Genomic DNA, 17,550 nt, shown 5'->3' with positions numbered 1-17,550 from the left:
AACCTCCATCCTCGGAAGACCTCGACCCCTCCCCCCACACCGACGCGCCACCCGACCGCGCGACATGCCCTACACCCTCATCTATGAAGAGCCAGTTCGGCCTGCTCATCAACAACACCTTCGGCTCGGGCAGCCGCTTCGCGGCAGGCTCGCTCCCCCTGCCCAGCGGAGCGGCCTATGCCTTCCTCGGCCCGCTCATCGCCTCTGTCGTGCGTGTCCTGTGGGGCCCGCTGTGCGACCGCTTCGGCGGTGCCGTGTGGACGCTCGTCTCGGGGATCGGCATGGCCGTCACGCTGGCCGGCTCGGCGCTGTTCCTCACACCCAAGAGCACCGGCGACTTCGTCGGCTATCTGTGGTTCATGCTGGCGATGTTCTTCTTCGCCGGCATCGGCAATGCCGGGACCTTCAAGCAGCTGCCGATGATCATGCCGAAGAAGCAGACCGGCGGCGCGATCGGCTTCACGGCCGCCATCGCGAGCTTCGGCCCGTTCATCGTAGGTGTCGCGCTCACGGCCATGCCGGCCGCCACCTGGTACTGGATCTGCGTCGGATACGCCGTGTTGTGCGCCATCATCTGCTGGCTCCGCTACGCCCGCCCGAAGGCACCGTTCCCCGGCTGAGTGCACCGCGGCCCGGCCTACGTTCCCATTCCACATCATCGGATCCCAGCCGGAACAGCTCAGCTGGTCCCATCAATCAGCCGGAACAGCTCAGCTGGTCCCATCAATCAGCCGGAACAGCTCAGCTGGTCCCGTGAATCAGGAGGCATCGATGTCCGACAGACAGACTCCCAGCCAGGCCGGGACGCCATCGCCCGCCGCCGGCCCGGCGCAGCGCACCGGATCGGGTTCCCCGGCAGACGCAGCCAAGGGCAATGCGCTGTTCAAACTGGGCTCCTGGATGCGCCGCGGGGTGGCCAGCGAGGACACCCGCCAGATCTTCATGGACGGGGGCCGCAAGGCCGACACCTTCTACCGGCAGCGCTGGAACTACGACAAGGTCGTGCGATCCACCCATGGGGTGAACTGCACCGGTTCGTGCTCGTGGAAGATCTACGTCAAGGACGGCATCATCACCTGGGAGTCCCAGGAGACCGACTATCCGAGCACCGGGCCGAACATGCCCGAGTACGAGCCGCGTGGCTGCCCGCGGGGGGCATCCTTCAGCTGGTACGAGTACTCCCCCACCCGCATCAAGCACCCCTATGTGCGCTCCGCCCTGCTGGATCTGTACCGCGACGCGCTGGCACGCCTCGGCGACCCGGTGCTCGCCTGGGGCGAGATCGTCGAGGACCCCGTCAAGGCCAGGGCCTACAAATCGGCCCGCGGCCGCGGCGGCATGATCCGCACGAGCTGGGAGGAGGCGGCCGAGATCATCGCCGCGTCCTATGTGTACACGATCAAGCGATATGGCCCTGACCGGGTGGCCGGTTTCTCTGTCATCCCGGCGATGAGCATGATCTCCTATGGGGCCGGTTCACGCTTCCATGAGCTCATCGGCGCCCCCATGCTGTCGTTCTACGACTGGTTCGCCGATCTGCCACCGGCAAGCCCGCAGGTGTTCGGCGACCAGACGGACGTGCCGGAGTCGGGTGACTGGTTCAACTCGCAATACCTCATCATGTGGGGTTCGAACGTGCCGATCACCCGCACCCCCGACGCACATTTCATGGTTGAGGCCCGCTACCACGGTCAGAAGGTCGTGGTGGTCTCCCCCGACTTCGCCGACAACACGAAGTTCGCCGACGACTGGCTGCGCGTTCATCCCGGCACCGATGCAGCGCTGGCCCAGGCGATGGGCCACGTGATCCTCACCGAGTTCCACGTCGGCAGGCGTGAACCCATGTTCCTCGACTACATGCGGCGCTATTCCGACGCCCCCTTCCTCATCGAACTCGACGACCAGGACAACGCGGATACCGCGAAGATCCCCGGCTCCTTCCTCACCGCCGACAAGATGCCCGCCGGCACCACCGAGCGCACCGAGAACAACGCCTTCCGGCCGCTCGTGCTCGACGCCAGCGGGTCGGTCGTCGACCCGGGCGGCACCTTGGCCGATCACTACGGCGACCAGGGCGCCTCGCACTGGAATCTCGACCTCGACGGCGTCGATCCGGTGCTCAGCTTCATGGACACCGGCGACTGGGAGCCCGTCGAGGTGGCCCTGCCGCGTTTCGACCTGCCGGCACAGGCAGGTCAGGCCAGCGTGGGCGGGGGCGTCCTGCACCGCGGCGTGCCGGCCCGCCGCATCAACGGCCACCTGGTGACCACCGTCTACGATCTGCTGCTTGCTCAGTACGCCGTCACGCGCCCGGGCCTGCCCGGGCAGTGGCCGACCGGCTACGACGACGCCACGGCGCCCGGCACACCCGCCTGGCAGGAGGAGTTCACCGGGGTCGCTGCCGGTGCAGCGGAGAAGATCGGCCGGGAGTTCGCGCTGAACGCGCTGGAGTCCGGCGGGCGCTCGATGATCCTCATGGGTGCCGGGGTGAACCACTACTTCCACGCCGACGACATCTACCGCACCTTCCTCGCGCTCACGACGATGTGCGCCACCCAGGGCGTCAACGGTGGCGGCTGGGCCCACTACGTGGGCCAGGAGAAGGTGCGTCCCATCACCGGCTGGTCCCACTACGCCTTCGCGCTGGACTGGGCCCGCCCGGCCCGCCAGATGATCGGCACCGGCTGGTACTACCTGGCCACCGATCAGTGGCGCTATGACGGCTTGTCGGCCGAGAGCCTGGCCAGCCCGCTGGGACCTGGCGTGTTCAAGGGCAAGTCGGTCGCGGATTGCCTGGTGGAATCGGCCAAGCGCGGATGGATGCCCAGCTACCCAACCTTCGATCGTTCGCCCCTCGACCTGGGCGAGGCTGCCGCCAAGTCCGGCAGTTCGGCACCGGACTATGTCGTCGAGGAACTCCGCGCCGGACGCCTGCATTTCGCCGCCGAGGATCCCGACGCCGAGGAGAACATTCCCCGGGTGCTCGCCGACTGGCGCACCAACCTGCTGGGGTCCAATGCCAAGGGCACCGAGTTCTTCATGAAATACCTGCTCGGCGCGCAGAACGATATCTCTGCGCCAGAGCTGCCCGAGGGCGATCGCCCCGCCACCATGGCCTGGCATGACGAGGGGCGCACCGGCAAGCTCGACATGTTGTGGACGGCCGACTTCCGCAACACGTCCACCACCTTGCACTCCGATGTCGTCCTGCCGGCCGCCACCTGGTACGAGAAGCATGATCTGTCGAGCACCGATATGCACCCCTTCGTGCATTCCTTCAATGCGGCCGTCGACCCGCCGTGGGAGGCCCGCACCGACTTCGAGACCTTCCAGACGCTGGCCCGGCTCGTCTCGAAGCTGTCCGTGGGACATCTGTCCACCGCCACCGATGTTGTCGCGGTCCCGCTCAACCACGACACGCCCGACGAGTTGAACTTCCCGGGCGGCGCCGTCTGCGCCGTCGACCAGCTGATACCGGGCGTGACGATGCCGAAGATCGTCACTGTGGAGCGCGACTACACCCAGATCGGGCAGAAGTTCGACACCCTGGGTCCCCTGGTCGACACAGCCGGCATGGCCACCAAGGGCGTCGTCTTCCACCCCGACGAGGAGGTCGTCAAGCTCGGCGAGCAGAACGGCCGAGCACCCGAGGACGCCGCGGTCGGGGCCGGGCGTCCGCTGCTCGACACCGACATCAAGGCGGCGGACGCAGTGCTCATGCTCTCCGGCACCACCAATGGCCGGCTTGCCACGCAGGGCTTCAAGAACCTGGAGCAGCGCACCGGCGGGACGCTGGCCGACCTGGCCGAGGGCGACGAGGACAAGACGATCAGTTTCATCGACACCCGCGTCCAGCCACGCAGTGTCATCACCTCTCCCGAGTGGTCGGGCTCGGAGCACGGGGGGCGGCGCTACTCGGCCTTCGTCGTGAACAAGGAGCGCTCCAAGCCCTGGCACACCCTCACCGGGCGTCCGCAGTTCTACCTCGAGCACGAGTGGCTGCGCGACATGGGCGAGGCCCTGCCGATCTTCCGCCCGCCGCTGGACCGCAGCGTGATGCGCGGAGAGGTGGCGCTGGGCACCACTCGCCAGGGTCCCGAGGGGGCCGAGGTGGCGGTCCGCTATCTCACCCCCCACAACAAGTGGTCCATCCACTCGTCCTACTACGACAACCCGCACATGCTCACGCTGGGGCGGGGCGGCCAGACGATCTGGATGAGCCCCCAGGACGCCGATCTCATCGGGGTGCGCGACAACGAATGGGTGGAGGCCCGCAACGGCAACGGCATCGTGACGGCACGCGCCATCGTGTCCCACCGCATCCCGCAGGGCACCGTGTTCATGTACCACGCCCAGGAGCGGGTGGTCGGCACTCCCCTCACTGAGAGCTCCGGCAAGCGCGGCGGCATCCACAATGCGCTGACCCGCATCGCCATCAAGCCGACGCACCTGGCGGGCGGTCATGCCCAGTTCAGCTACGCATTCAACTACTACGGCCCCACCGGGAGCCAGCGTGACGAGGTCACGATGATCCGTCGCCGCAGCCAGGAGGTTCAGTTCTGATGAAAGTCATGGCCCAGATCGCAATGATCATGAACCTGGACAAGTGCATCGGGTGCCACACCTGTTCGGTCACCTGCAAGCAGGCGTGGACCAACCGGGAGGGCACCGAGTACATCTGGTTCAACAATGTCGAGACCCGTCCCGGACTGGGCTATCCCCGCGGCTGGGAGGACCAGGACACCTGGAAGGGCGGCTGGCGGCGCACCAAGAGCGGCAAGCTCGTGCCCCGCCAGGGCGGCAGGCTCAGCTCCCTGGCCAAGATCTTCGCCAATCCCAATCTGCCCGATCTCAAGGACTACTACGAGCCCTGGAGCTACGAGTACGACAAGCTGCTGTCGGCCCCCAAGGACTCGGCGAACGTGCCGGTGGCCCGGGCAGTCTCGCTGGCCGACAAGGAGCACATCGACACCATCGAGTGGGGCGCGAACTGGGACGACGACCTGGGGGGGTCCATGGAGACCCTGGACAACGATCCGGTCCTCAAGAAGATGAACCTGGACGTGGCGAAGAACATCGAGGACTCGTTCATGTTCTACCTGCCGAGGATCTGCGAGCACTGCCTCAACCCCACCTGCGTCTCGGCGTGCCCTTCGGGCGCCATGTACAAGCGCACCGAGGATGGCATCGTGCTCGTCGACCAGGACAAGTGCCGCGGCTGGCGGATGTGCGTCTCGGGCTGCCCGTACAAGAAAGTGTACTTCAACCACAAGACCGGCAAGGCCGAGAAGTGCACGCTGTGCTACCCGCGTCTGGAGGTGGGCCAGCCAACTGTCTGCTCGGAGACCTGCGTCGGGCGCCTTCGCTATCTGGGCGTCATCCTCTACGACGCGGACCGGGTCGGCTGGGCCGCCAGCCGGGAGAACGAGCAGGAGCTGTACCAGGCCCAGCGCGAGATCCTGCTCGACCCCAACGACCCCGAGGTCGTGGCGAATGCGCAGGCCAACGACATCCCGCACTCGTGGATCACGGCTGCCCAGGAGTCCCCGATCTGGGCACTCATCTCCAAGTACGAGGTGGCCCTGCCGCTGCACCCGGAGTTCCGCACCCTCCCGATGGTCTGGTACGTTCCGCCGCTCAGCCCGGTCGTGGATGCCGTGACCGCATCCGGCAACGACGGCGAGGACCACAAGGTGCTGCTCAGCGCCATCGCGCAGATGCGCATCCCCCTGGACTACCTGGCCGGCCTGTTCACCGCCGGGGACACCCGGCCGGTCGAGCTCGCGTTGCGCCGGCTTGCGGCGATGCGCTCCTACATGCGAGACGTGTTCATGGGCAGGGAAGGCGACGAGTCCATCGCCGGGGCGGTCGGCATGGACGGGAAGACCATCGAGCAGATGTACCGGCTGCTGTCGATCGCGAAGTACGACGATCGCTATGTCATCCCGACCACGCACCCGGAGATGCCGCGCGGCATCTCCGAGCTCGAGGGCTGCCCGGTCTCCTACGACACGGAGGCCTTCCACGGCATGGCTCCGGCCGCCATGGGCCGGGCGGGCAATGCCGCGCCACGACGTCCCTCGCTGCCACTGGAGGTGTTGTGATGGCCCTGCTCTCACGCCGGTCGGGAACCAAGTCCGCGCCGGGGCCAAGCGTGAGCCGCGACAAGCGGCGCATCGTCCAGATGAGCTGTTCCCTGCTGCTGGACTATCCGGACGAGCAACTGCCAGGCAAACTGGCGACGATCCGCGAAGCATGCACCGAGCTGCCGGCTGCGCTGCGCGAACCGATCGAGCAGTTCTGCACCACGGTCGAGACGACGGGCATCCGGGGTTTGCAGGAGCACTATGTCGACAACTTCGACCAGAAGCGCCGGTGCGCCCTGTGGCTGACCTACTACACCCATGGCGACACCCGAGCCCGCGGCCAGGCGCTGCTCGCCTTCCGCGAGGTGATGCGCCGCAGCGGATTCGACATGGGACGCGAGGAGCTGGCCGACTACCTGCCGGCCGTCCTGGAGTTCTGTGCCCTGGAGGAGTCCGACACCGGCGAGAAACTGCTGGAATCCAATCGCGAGGGCCTGGAAGTGGTGCGGGCTGCGCTGCACAAGTCCGGGTCGCCCTATGCCGTGCTGCTCGACGCGCTGCTGGCCATCCTGCCCCAGGCCGATGCGCGGACCATCGAGGCCTACCAGAAGCTGATCAGCCAGGGCCCGCCCTCCGAGCTGGTGGGCCTCGACATGCCCAGCGTGCCCCCTTATGCGTCGCCAGACGCGTCCGCGCTGGGCCGCCCGGCGCCGACCACATCCGAGAGGAAGTGACGAGCATGTCAGTCCCGGACGTGCTGCTGTGGGTTGTCCTGCCCTATCTGTCCATCGTCCTGCTCGTCGGCGGGATGATCTGGCGCTACCGGACCGACCAGTTCGGCTGGACGAGCCGTTCCAGCGAATGGCAGGAGAAGGCCCTGCTGCGCTGGTCGTCCCCGATGTTCCACTTCGGGATCCTGTTCGTCGCCGCAGGGCATGCGGTGGGCCTGGCCATCCCGCAGGAATGGACGGGTGCCGTGGGAATCTCCGAGCAGCTGTACCACCTGGGCGCCACGGTGCTCGGCGCCGGTGCCGCCCTGATCACCCTCATCGGCCTGTGTGGGCTGCTGTATCGTCGCATCGTGGTGAAATCAGTACGCCTGGCAACCAGCCGGATGGACATCGTCACCTACATCGGTCTGACTGTGGTCATCTGCCTGGGTACCACCGCAACGGTGATGAACCAGATCTTCGGCCCAGCGGGCGGCTACAACTACCGCGACACGATCAGCGTGTGGTTCCGCTCCATCCCGCTGTTCAATCCGCAGCCACAGCTGATGATTGACGTGCCGATCGCCTACAAGCTGCACATCATCGCCGCCATGCTGCTGTTCTGCGTGTGGCCTTTCACCCGGCTGGTCCATGTGGTCTCCGCCCCCGTCGAGTACGTGACGCGGCCCTACGTGGTCTATCGATCGCGTGATGAGGGCATCGCCTCTGCCCCCAAGCCCCGTGGCTGGTGAACCCCGCTCGCCGGGGGACACTGCCCTCGACGAGATGACGATTCCCGAAGCGGACGGCGTGGCGCCGTTGCCGCGCGACCGGGCCGAGGGCCGCGGGCTGGGGGCTGTGCTCACCGCCGTGGCCCATCTGACTCCCGCTCAGCATGCCCTGTTGTCCAGGCTGTCGGCTCGCACCCGTCCGGCGACGGTGACCGAGCTGGCCAAGGAGAGCGATCTTCACGTCAGCTCGGTGCGCGAGACCCTCGACGCGCTGCTGGACCTGGGGCTGGTGAGCCGCGAGCAGCTGCCCGCAGCCGGACGCGGCCGGCCTGCACTGGGGTACACGAGTTTCACTCCGGCAGATCCCACCTTCCCCGCCCAGATGCTCACCCAGGTGACTGGCGCGGTCTTTGCCTGGCTGAGGATCTCGGTTCCCGACCCGAGGTCGGCGGCCTATCAGATCGGACGCAATTGGGGCGATCGCGCCCTCGCGTCCTTGCATGTGCCCGACCATACGAGCGGCGCGCCGGTGCCGGAGGGCTTCCGGCTGAGCGGCCATATGGACAAGATCCGGATGTTCCTCACGGCCTTCGGTTTCGAGGCCACCGCGGACCCGGACAACCCCACCAGCCTGGTGCTCAATTCCTGCCCGTTCACCGATCCGCAGCATCCCGATCCGCTCGCGCTGGAGATGCGCCGCGGCATGGTGGAGCGGGTGCTCCAGCTCACCGCCACCGACCTGGCTGACGTGGAGTATCTCGCCGACTCGAGCGTGCCGGTGCGCTGTAGGGTGAACCTCACCGAGCGGCCCGCACCGCACAGGAGACAGCTCGTGACATCCATTCGCTATTACGGCGGGGCAGCTGAAGCAGCTGGCTGCCGCACCGAACAACTCGATCCCGGGTCCACCCCCGCCACTCTCGGGGAATTGCTCGACCGGCTGGAGGCCCGGCATCCGGGCCTGGCGCCGGTGCTCGCAGTGAGCAGCTATTTCGTCGATCAGCAGCAGGCCGGACGCGACGACCCGATCGCCGAGGGCTCGCTCATCGATGTGCTGCCGCCGTTCGCCGGTGGCTGAGCGGCACCGGACCGGCATGGCGGGCAGCCGCCGCACACCTCTCACGCCCAGGAGCTCAGCATGACACAGCCAGTCCGCAGCGGGATCGCCCACGACCCGCTCGACGTGGCACAGATCTGTGCATCGGCGCAGGACGCGCGCTGTGGAGCCGTGGTGAGCTTCGTCGGCGTGGTGCGCAATCACGACGCCGGCCAGCGGATCGTTGCCATCGACTATTCGGCGCACCCCCAGGCCCCGGTCATTCTCCAGGAGCTCGCCGAGTCCGCGGTGCACGCGAGGGGCGTCCATCGGGTGGAGGCCTGGCATCGCGTGGGCCATCTCATGGTGGGTGAGGCCGCTATGGTCGTCGTTGTGGCCGCCGAGCACCGCGCAGAGGCATTCGCGACGACCAGTGCTCTTGTCGATTCCGTGAAGCTACGGCTGCCGGTGTGGAAGAGCCAGACACTAGAAGACGGTTCCCACGTCTGGACGGGATTGAAGTGAACGCACTCTTGGAGATCGCCGAGCACCGCGCTCTGGTGGAGGCCGTGGCACGGCCCTTACCCACCGTGCCCCGCCGGCTGCTCGGCGAGGTCGGCTCCACGGAACCCAACTGCTTCGGCACCATTCTTGCCGAACCTCTCGAGGCGCTCCTACCGGTTCCCCCGTTCACGAATTCCGCGATGGACGGATTCGCCGTCCGGCACGCCGATATCGCCGCCGCGTCCGAGTCGGAACCGGTGCGGCTGCCGGTGGCCGGGGACATAGCCGCCGGCGACACGGCGGAGCACGAGGTCGAGCCCGGCACCGCATGGCGCATCATGACCGGTGCCCTGTTGCCCCGCGGCGCCGATACCGTCGTCAGGGTGGAGCACACCGACCATCAGGGGAGTATCCGCGAGCTGCCCGCCACGGTGGGCATCCGTAAGGCGCCCAAGCAGGGCGCGAATGTGCGTCAGCGCGGTGAGGACGTCAGCGTGGGGACGGTGGTCCTCAAGGCAGGGCGGCTGCTCGACGCCGCCGCGCTGGCCTGCGCCGTTTCCGTGGGCCATGGGCAGGCGCGCATCCATCCTCGGCCCCAGGTGGGCATCATCACGACCGGCGACGAGCTCGTGTCGCCAGGCGACCGGCCCCGTCCGGGGCAGGTTCCCGATTCCAACGGGATCATGCTCACCGCCCTGGTGGCGCAGGCCGGCGGCACGCTGGTGGTGCGCACCCGGGCCAAGGACGATCCCGACGCGCTGCGGGCGCGGCTGGAGACCTGGCCGCAGGTCGACCTCATCGTCACCGCCGGCGGTATCTCCGAGGGTGCCTATGAGGTGGTCCGCCAGGCCTTCACGAGCCCGACGATGCGCTTCCACCACGTCAGGCAGCAGCCCGGCGGCCCACAGGGCGTAGGGACCTTCGAGGTGCATGGACGCCAGATCCCGGTGCTCTGCCTGCCCGGCAACCCGGTCTCCGCATTCGTCTGCTTCCACCTCTACGTGGCCGGGGCGATCGGCATGATGGCCACCCGCCGGACCGACAGCCGGCCCCGCCGCCACGATGTCGTGGTGAGCGCCGGATGGAGTTCGCCGGTGGGCAAGACACAGTTCACGCCGGTGAGCCTGCTGGCCAGCACTGTCGCGCCCGTCCACCGGCTGGTGTCGGGCTCCCATCTCATCGCCTCCTTGCCGCAGGCCGATGGGCTGGCGATCGTGCCGGCCGGGATCGATCACGTCTCGCCCGGCGATCACCTGCGGTTCATCAACACCCGCGAGGGGAATCTCAGTGACTGAGCCGAGCGCCGCGGCGGCGGTTCCCCCGGCCCACGAGCCCTTGCGGCTGCCGCATCTGTCGCAGGCCGGCGATGCCCTCATGGTCGACGTGACGGCCAAGCAGCCGAGCGTGCGGGAGGCGAGCGCGGTGGCGCAGGTGGTCTGCTCGCCGGCCATCATGCAGGCCCTGCGCGATGGCACGGTTCCCAAGGGGGATGTCCTGGCGGTGGCACGAGTGGCAGGTATCCAGGCCGCCAAGCACACCCCCGATCTGTTGCCCCTGGCGCACGTGATCGGTGTGCACGGCGCACGGGTCGACGTGCACCTCGAGCCGGACCACATATCCGTGTCGGCCACCGTGCGCACCGCCGACAGGACCGGGGTCGAGATGGAGGCACTCACCGCTGTCGTGGTGGCCTGCCTTGCCGTGGTCGACATGGTCAAGGGCGTCGACCGCACGGCGATGATCCGCGAGGCGAAGATCGTCCACAAGTCGGGCGGGCGCTCGGGTGAGTGGACCAGGCCCGAGGATCCGGCCGGGCACTGATCCGAGCTGGATCAGTGCCCACTCGGGTGATCGGCCCCGGCGAGCTGGGCGAACAGGTGCTCCAGCATCGGGCCGATGACCGCCACCGCATCGCGCACGCCACCCGGTGAGCCGGGGGCGTTGACGACGACGCTGGCGCCCGCACCGCGTCCCATGACGCCCACCAGGCCCCTGCTCAGCAGTGCAGTGGGGACGTGTTCGGCCCCGCGGCGCCGGATGGCCTCGGCCAATCCGTCGAGGTGCATCTCCAGCAGGCTCTCAGTGGCCTCGGGGGTCAGGTCGCGGGGTGAGACCCCGGTTCCACCGGTGGTGAGGACAAGCCGATGGCCCGCCGCGACGGCGTCCTCGATGGCGGAACGCACCGGGCGCACACCATCGGGAACGACGATCACCGGGCTCACGTCGAGCCCGAGGGCGCCCAGCAGCTGAGCTGCCAGCGGGCCCGAGAGGTCGCGGGCCTCGCCGCTGGAGCAGCGATCCGAGACCGTGACGACCGCCGCGCGCTGACGGGCTGGCCGGGTGGGGTTCGGATTCGAGTCGGGCACAGCGCCACCCTAGCGAGAATCGCCTCGGCGCCGGAGCACGACAGCGCCGAGATCCTCATCAGCCCCAGGCCCGCCCTGCACAATGACCCGCAGCAGGAGGACACCCAGCACAATGGATGGTATGGCTGTCCGGCCGGGCACCGCACCCGGCAGCGCTGCCGGCCACCAGCACCCCCCACCACCAGCACCACCCACCCACCAAGCAGGAGGACGAGATGACGCAGACCACCACGGACCCGAAGTCACCCAGCACCGCGCAGCCGGCGCGCCTGAACTGGACCACGATGGATTCCCCCGTCGGCACACTGCTGCTCATCGGCTCGCCGAGGGGGCTGCTCCGGATCGGCTTCGAATGCGAGGATCGCGATGCCGTGCTGGCCCACCTCGCGGTGCGCACCGGCGCAGCGGCCCAGGAGGCCCCTGACGGGCTGGCGTCCGCGATCACGCAGCTGGGCGAGTACTTTGCCGGCACCCGGCGCGAATTCGAACTCGACCTGGACCGTTCGCTCAGCTCGGGATTCCGGGCACAGGTCCAGCTGGCACTGAGCACGATCGGATACGGGACGACCGTCAGCTACCGCCAGCTCGCCCAGCTCGCGGGCAATCCCCGGGCGGTGCGTGCCGTCGGGTCGGCGTGCGCCACGAACCCTCTACCCATCGTCGTGCCCTGCCACCGCGTGGTACGCAGCGACGGCGGGCTGGGCGGTTATGCCGGTGGGCTGACGGTCAAGCAGATGCTGCTCGCCCTGGAGGCACGGATCGCGGACCCCGGCCCACAGGCACGAATCGCGCAGGAAACGGCTCATGCACCGGGCCCCGTCTCAGGTGCATGAGCCGCAGATCTCCACAGTTGCTCAACGGACGATGAGAACGTCCACCGAGGCGTTGCGCAGCACGAAATTGCTCCGTGATCCGAGCAGGAGCCGCTCGATGGCGCTGAGCCCGGTGGTGCCGAGCACGATGAGATCGGCCTTGTACTGCTCGGGCAGCTCGTGGGCCAGCAGGTGGCTCGCACTGCCCGTGGCGACATCGCCCTCGATGGCCACCTGGGCGACGCGCCCGCGCTCGAGATATCCCTCAATGGCCTTCTTGGCCCGCGCGGTCTCCTGCTCGAAGTAGGCGATCTCGCCTCCGTAGGGGGAATGGGCGACACGGTCGCCATCGACCACCTGCACCACGAAGACCTTGCCCGAAAACGCCTTGGCCAGCTCGCAGGCCTTGGTGAATGCCCGATCAGCCTGATCGGATCCGTCGACACCCACAAGAATCCGCTGATAGCTCATTGCGCCGTCCTTCCTCTTTCGCGCTCGCGGCTCGCCGGCGAGCCGCTGTCCTGCCCCCAGGCTAGTAGCCAATCCCCCTTGTGCCAGCGGAAAGCCCGGCCCGAGTCGGTGGGATCGGGAGGATCGCGGGGCACGCGGGCATTCCTCGGTCCCAGACCGGCGCCAGGCTGCTCGCCGCGTGTAGCGTTGAGTTAGTTCTGGATCGTGGCATCAGGCGATTCCGAGCAGCAGCGCAAGGAAGCACTACTGACACACACACCCCACCCGGCGAGGAAATCGGATGCGAGATTGGTTGACGAACAACGGCTGGATCGCGTGGATGGCGGCCGGCGCGATCCTCGGCGTGCTCGAATTCCTCACCACCGATCTCACCTTGCTCATGCTCGCCGGCGGAGCCATCGCCGGGGGGCTCACCGCATTGGTCTTCCCCCAGCTGTTCTGGTTGCAGATTCTCGTCACCGTCGTCGTGGCCTGGGTGCTGCTGGCCTTCTTGCGCCCCACGCTGTTGCACAAGGTGCGCAGCGCCATCGGCTACCGCTCCAATCTCGACAAGATGGTCGGCGCCCCGGGTGTCGCCATCACCGAGATCACGACATCGGCCGGCGAGGTGAAGGTGGCCGGCGAGACCTGGACGGCCCGCACCATGCAGGGCATCATCACGGCCGGCGAGGAGGTCGAGGTCTACGAGATCGACGGAGCCATCGCCATCGTCTACCCTCGCCACCACGCGCTGCCCTGACACATCCGTACGTCCCACTCAGAGGGAGAGGCCCCACCCATGGTAGTAACGATTGTTTCGATCCTCGTAGCCGTCGTGCTGGTGGCGCTGCTCGTGCGCTCGGTGCGCGTCATCCGGCAGCAGCAGGTCGGCGTGGTGGAAAGGCTCGGGAAGTTCAACCGGACGCTGCCGCCCGGTCCCCATCTGCTCGTGCCGATCATCGACTCGGTGCGCTACACGATGGACATGCGCGAGGCCGTCGTGCCCTTCCCGCCCCAGGGCGTCATCACCGAGGACAACCTCATGGTCGGCATCGACTCGGTCATCTACTACCAGGTCGTGGATCCGGTACGGGCCGCCTACGAGGCACAGAACTACATCCAGGCCATCGAGCAGCTCACCATGACGACCTTGCGCAACATCATCGGCGGGCTCGACCTGGAGCGGACGCTGACCAGCCGCGAGGAGATCAATCAGAAGCTGCGTGCGGTGCTCGACGAGGCCACCGGCAAGTGGGGCATCAAGGTGAACCGGGTGGAATTGCGCTCGATCGAACCGCCGGCCACCATCCGCGATGCGATGGAGAAGGGCGCTCGTGCCGAGCGCGACAAGCGGGCGGCGATTCTTCTCGCCGAGGGGCAGCGCCAGTCCCAGATCCTGTCGGCATCCGGAGACCGGGAGGCCTCGATCCTGCGAGCCCAGGGCGACCGGGAGTCTGCCGTACTGCGGGCCCAGGCCGATCGCCAGGCGTCCATGCTGCGCGCCGAAGGCGAGGCGCAGGCCATCACCACCACCTTCTCCGCCATCCATGCCGGCCGGCCCACCCAGTCGCTGCTGTCCTACCAGTACCTGAGGATGCTGCCGAACCTGGCCCGGGGTGACGCGAACAAGATGTGGATCGTGCCGAGCGAGCTGAACGATGCCCTCAAGGGATTGGGGAAACTGGTCGGCGACCAGGCCGGCGGACCGCATGGTGACGAGGAGACCGAGGCCGAGGCAGCGCACTTCTCGGCGCCCGAGCCGGTGGACGTGTTCGCCGAGATCGAGGAGCAGAAGAAGCTGGACGAGCAGAAGTCTCAGGCCTCGGTGCAGCAGGCCATCGCCGAGGCCGAGGCCCTTGAGGGGCGGATGTCGGCCCGTCTGTCGACCCCGGGCACGGCGACTGCCAAAGCCCGCGAGGCGGCGCCGACTCTTGCGCCGGGCAACGACGGGCCGCTGGGGATCACCACCGCGCAGGGCACCCCGGGTGGGCCTCACTCGGCCGGGGTGCCGGGCACAGACGACCAGGACGAACTGTCCGGGCCGTTGGGGGCACCAGGTGGCGCCGAGCCTGGCCCTCACGCCGATCGAGCAGGCGAGCCGGAGGCGGTACGGCGCGAAGAACCGCAACAAGGCAGCGAGCCGGGCGCCTGAGCCTGCCGGCTGGGCGGGCTGAGGCGAGTGCTCGGCGGGCTTTCCGAGCCGCACACACCTCGCCTGCCGGCCAGGCGCACCGGGACGATATGCGAGGATCCCTCGCCCCTGTGGCGCAGGGTGCTCGGTAGCGCCTGCGGCACAGGAGGCTCGGTAGCGCCTGCGGCGCAGGAGACTAGTGGCGTCGCCCGTAGCGCCGGCCCGCGCCGGTGCCGGAGTAGCTTGCGGCACTGGTGTGCGCCTCGCCGCCCGCTGAAGAGCCGCCGCGCTGCGAGGCCCGTGCCGACGTGCGTGTGGCGGGATTCTGGGCACCGGCATTTCCACGCCGACCGCGCGGGGACTGCCCGGGCCGTCCGCTGTTCGGCTGGCGGACGACCGGGGCCGGGGCGACGCGGGGAGCGCGCTCACCGACGAGTTCGGCGACCTCGGGAGAATCCGCGCTCACCCGGATCGGGTCGGCGTGGATCTTCGCCCGCCGAAGCACCAGGGCCAGATCGCGGCGCTCCTGCGGGAGGCAGATCGTCACGACGTCCCCGCTCTTCCCAGCACGGGCCGTGCGTCCGGAACGGTGCAGGTATTCCTTGTGCTCGGTGGGCGGATCAACGTGGATGACCAGCTCGACATTCGCCACGTCCACCCCGCGCGCCGCCACGTCGGTGGCCGCCAGCACGTGCACCTGGCCGGATTCGAAGGCGGCCAGGTTGCGCTCGCGGGCGTTCTGGGAGAGATTGCCCTGCAAGTCCAGCGCCGGAATACCGGCCGCGGTGAGCTGCTGGGCTGCCCGCTTGGCATGGTGCTTGGTGCGGAAGAACAGGATGCGGCGGCCTGTGCCCGAGGCGAGTGCCTGCACGATGAGGCTCTTCTGTGCCGGGTCGGCCGCCTCGAAGACGTGGTGGGTCATGGTGTCGACGTGCGACTCGGCGGAGTCGACGGAATGCACGGTGGGATCGTGGAGGAACTGATGGACGAGCCGGTCCACCCCATTGTCCAGGGTGGCCGAGAACAGCAGGTGCTGGCCCTTGGCAGGGGTGGCACGCAGGATCCGCGTCACGCCGGGCAGGAAGCCCATGTCGGCCATGAGATCCGCCTCGTCGATGACCGTGGTCTCGACGTGGGACAACGAGACGATGCCCTGGCGCATGAGGTCCTCGAGCCGTCCGGGGCAGGCCACCACAATGGCCGCACCTCGGTCGAGCGCAGTCTGCTGGCGCGACTGCTTGACGCCACCGAAGACGGTCGTGACGCGCAGCCCATAGGCGTGGGCGAGCGGGGTGGCCACCTCGGCGATCTGAGTGGCCAGCTCACGGGTGGGTGCCAGTACGAGGGCGCGGGGACGGTGGGGCTCGTTGCGGGCCCGGCCGGAGCCGGCGCCCAGCCGGGCAACCATGGGGATGGTGAAGGCCAGCGTCTTGCCCGAACCGGTCTTGCCGCGACCGAGCACATCGCGGCCGGCGAGGGTGTCGGGCAAGGTGTCGACCTGGATGGGGAATGCGCTGGCCTTGCCCTGCCGGACGAGCACGTCGACGAGCGGCTGGGGGACGTTGAGGGAGGCGAAGCTGACAGAGGCCGCGGCGGTGCCGACGGGCGCCACAGGGGTGGCGACAGATGAAGTCATGAGTTTCTTCCCCGGGATTGCGAGCCCGGTGCCAAGGAGATGGGCGAAGGCGCCGGATTGGCGCGTCCGTTCGCCGTACGAAAGCAATTCCACATCCGGTGACCGGATGTGATGTGGGTCAGCGCCATGCACCGACAGCCACCAAGCGTTCAACGACGCGGGTGGCTTGCAAGCACCACCGAAGCGGACATTACCACGGCGTCGGGATCGACCGATAACCGCGCGGCACCGGATCGCCTCCGGGACGTCCTGCGTGGTCAGTCGACAGTATCTGTGTCGTGGTCAGTCGACCGTGCCTGTGTAGAGGTAGACGCCCAGGGTCTGGGGGCGGTCGTCGAGGCGGACCGGCATGTCGTATCCGGCCGTCTCGGTCATTCCGTGCTTGACATAGAAGCCGTAGGTGCACAGCTCATCGGTGTACAGGTAATAGCCGGTCTGGCGATGGCGTCGCAGTTGCTCCAGATAGGAGTTGTACAGCGTGCGGCCTGCCCCGAGACCGCGGGCCGATGAGCTCACGGCAAAGGCCACGATCTCATTCTCGAGCGGCACGCAGGTGCGGCTGCGCAGGATCTCGAAAACGCGCTCGAACGCAAGGTAGTGCCGAAGTGAGCGGTAGTGACCGAATCCGAGCAGTGCAAGCCGCGCCCTATGTGCCCAGCTGCGCATCCGATTGCCGAAGGCTCCGGGCAGCAAGGGTTGGCCGGCCACACGTCCCAGGAGAACGCCGACCACCTGGCGGTCCTTGAGGGCAACGCGGGCGTAGCTGCTCTTGAGCAGGTAATCACGCAGGTAGACCTCCAGAACGCTGTTCATGAGGCGGGGCGCAGTGACGTAGCGATGGATGTGGAAGGCCTCGTCCATGATCGCCTTCACGGCCTGCGCGTCCTCGGGCCCATAGGGGCGGTAGCAGAGCGAGCTCATGGTCCTCCGTCGGGAGTGGGCAGTAGCGGGACTGGCAGCACCAGCGGCACGGTGCCGTGGCTCGACATTACCGGCTCTTCCCAGATGAGGGTGTAGGCGACGCAGCAGCCGTGGTGGGAGGGCGCGGCGCGTCGGTGCCCGGATAGTGGCCGAGGCCTTCCGAGGAT

The 17,550-nt window shown here is 68.1% G+C and carries 15 protein-coding genes and 1 pseudogene; 12 read left to right on the top strand and 4 right to left on the bottom strand.

What is annotated here, in order from left to right; all coding sequences use genetic code 11:
• Positions 1-77 precede the first annotated feature (77 nt).
• From BMX93_RS11985 to moaC, 9 genes and pseudogenes are all read left to right on the top strand, one after another.
• Positions 78-620 (top strand): annotated as a pseudogene (locus tag BMX93_RS11985) (MFS transporter); the annotation flags it as partial.
• 280 nt (positions 621-900) lie between these two features.
• A complete protein-coding gene (locus tag BMX93_RS11980) occupies positions 901-4,563 on the top strand; it encodes a nitrate reductase subunit alpha (protein WP_245725852.1) in 3,663 nt (1,220 codons plus the stop codon).
• Positions 4,563-6,104 carry a nitrate reductase subunit beta gene (gene narH, locus BMX93_RS11975; RefSeq protein WP_091971390.1) on the top strand — a complete coding sequence of 514 codons (1,542 nt, stop codon included), beginning with the start codon at positions 4,563-4,565 and terminating at the stop codon, positions 6,102-6,104. Before BMX93_RS11980 ends, narH begins: the two co-directional genes overlap by 1 nt.
• A gap of 80 nt (positions 6,105-6,184) precedes the next feature.
• A complete protein-coding gene (narJ, locus tag BMX93_RS11970; RefSeq protein ID WP_218139337.1) occupies positions 6,185-6,820 on the top strand; it encodes a nitrate reductase molybdenum cofactor assembly chaperone in 636 nt (211 codons plus the stop codon).
• Between the two features lie 5 nt (positions 6,821-6,825).
• Positions 6,826-7,548, top strand: coding sequence for a respiratory nitrate reductase subunit gamma (gene narI / locus BMX93_RS11965; RefSeq protein ID WP_091971386.1), 723 nt, complete (start codon positions 6,826-6,828; stop codon positions 7,546-7,548).
• 34 nt (positions 7,549-7,582) lie between these two features.
• The gene (locus BMX93_RS11960; RefSeq protein ID WP_091971400.1) at positions 7,583-8,605 is read left to right on the top strand and encodes a MoaD/ThiS family protein; all 1,023 of its coding nucleotides are present in this window, start codon (positions 7,583-7,585) and stop codon (positions 8,603-8,605) included.
• A 60-nt stretch (positions 8,606-8,665) separates the two neighbouring features.
• A complete protein-coding gene (locus BMX93_RS11955; RefSeq protein ID WP_091971384.1) occupies positions 8,666-9,088 on the top strand; it encodes a molybdenum cofactor biosynthesis protein MoaE in 423 nt (140 codons plus the stop codon).
• Positions 9,085-10,362: a molybdopterin molybdotransferase MoeA gene (locus BMX93_RS11950; RefSeq protein WP_245725850.1), complete on the top strand. Its 1,278-nt coding sequence runs from the start codon at positions 9,085-9,087 to the stop codon at positions 10,360-10,362. Before BMX93_RS11955 ends, BMX93_RS11950 begins: the two co-directional genes overlap by 4 nt.
• A 40-nt stretch (positions 10,363-10,402) precedes the next feature.
• Positions 10,403-10,888, top strand: a complete 486-nt coding sequence (gene moaC, locus BMX93_RS11945; protein WP_091971397.1) for a cyclic pyranopterin monophosphate synthase MoaC — start codon at positions 10,403-10,405, stop codon at positions 10,886-10,888.
• 11 nt (positions 10,889-10,899) lie between these two features.
• Here the strand turns inward: moaC and BMX93_RS11940 are convergent, their stop codons facing one another.
• Complete coding sequence (locus tag BMX93_RS11940) at positions 10,900-11,433, bottom strand: MogA/MoaB family molybdenum cofactor biosynthesis protein (RefSeq protein WP_091971382.1); 534 nt, start codon at positions 11,431-11,433, stop codon at positions 10,900-10,902.
• A gap of 215 nt (positions 11,434-11,648) precedes the next feature.
• Here BMX93_RS11940 and BMX93_RS11935 point away from each other — a divergent pair, with 215 nt between their 5' ends.
• Entirely contained in the window at positions 11,649-12,266 is a 618-nt protein-coding gene (locus BMX93_RS11935) for a methylated-DNA--[protein]-cysteine S-methyltransferase (protein ID WP_091971395.1), read from the top strand.
• Positions 12,267-12,287: 21 nt separating this feature from the next.
• Here BMX93_RS11935 and BMX93_RS11930 read toward each other — a convergent pair whose 3' ends face one another.
• Complete coding sequence (locus tag BMX93_RS11930) at positions 12,288-12,716, bottom strand: universal stress protein (RefSeq protein WP_091971380.1); 429 nt, start codon at positions 12,714-12,716, stop codon at positions 12,288-12,290.
• Positions 12,717-12,996: 280 nt separating this feature from the next.
• Between BMX93_RS11930 and BMX93_RS11925 the strand changes: the two genes are divergently transcribed.
• Together BMX93_RS11925 and BMX93_RS11920 are read left to right on the top strand one after the other, a co-directional pair.
• Positions 12,997-13,455, top strand: a complete 459-nt coding sequence (locus BMX93_RS11925; RefSeq protein ID WP_091971378.1) for an NfeD family protein — start codon at positions 12,997-12,999, stop codon at positions 13,453-13,455.
• A 39-nt stretch (positions 13,456-13,494) separates the two neighbouring features.
• The gene (locus BMX93_RS11920; RefSeq protein WP_218139335.1) at positions 13,495-14,847 is read left to right on the top strand and encodes an SPFH domain-containing protein; all 1,353 of its coding nucleotides are present in this window, start codon (positions 13,495-13,497) and stop codon (positions 14,845-14,847) included.
• Between the two features lie 175 nt (positions 14,848-15,022).
• On the opposite strand, the gene BMX93_RS11915 is transcribed toward BMX93_RS11920, so the two are convergent.
• A complete protein-coding gene (locus BMX93_RS11915; RefSeq protein ID WP_091971376.1) occupies positions 15,023-16,462 on the bottom strand; it encodes a DEAD/DEAH box helicase in 1,440 nt (479 codons plus the stop codon).
• 282 nt (positions 16,463-16,744) lie between these two features.
• Positions 16,745-17,383: a GNAT family N-acetyltransferase gene (locus BMX93_RS11910; protein WP_091971374.1), complete on the bottom strand. Its 639-nt coding sequence runs from the start codon at positions 17,381-17,383 to the stop codon at positions 16,745-16,747.
• Positions 17,384-17,550: the final 167 nt, after the last annotated feature.

This window comes from Propionibacterium cyclohexanicum (genome assembly GCF_900111365.1).
GTDB classification, from domain to species: Bacteria; Actinomycetota; Actinomycetes; order Propionibacteriales; family Propionibacteriaceae; genus Propionibacterium; species Propionibacterium cyclohexanicum.
The sequence above is the reverse complement of the archived record's forward strand: the minus strand, read 5'-3'. Positions and strand labels throughout refer to the sequence as shown.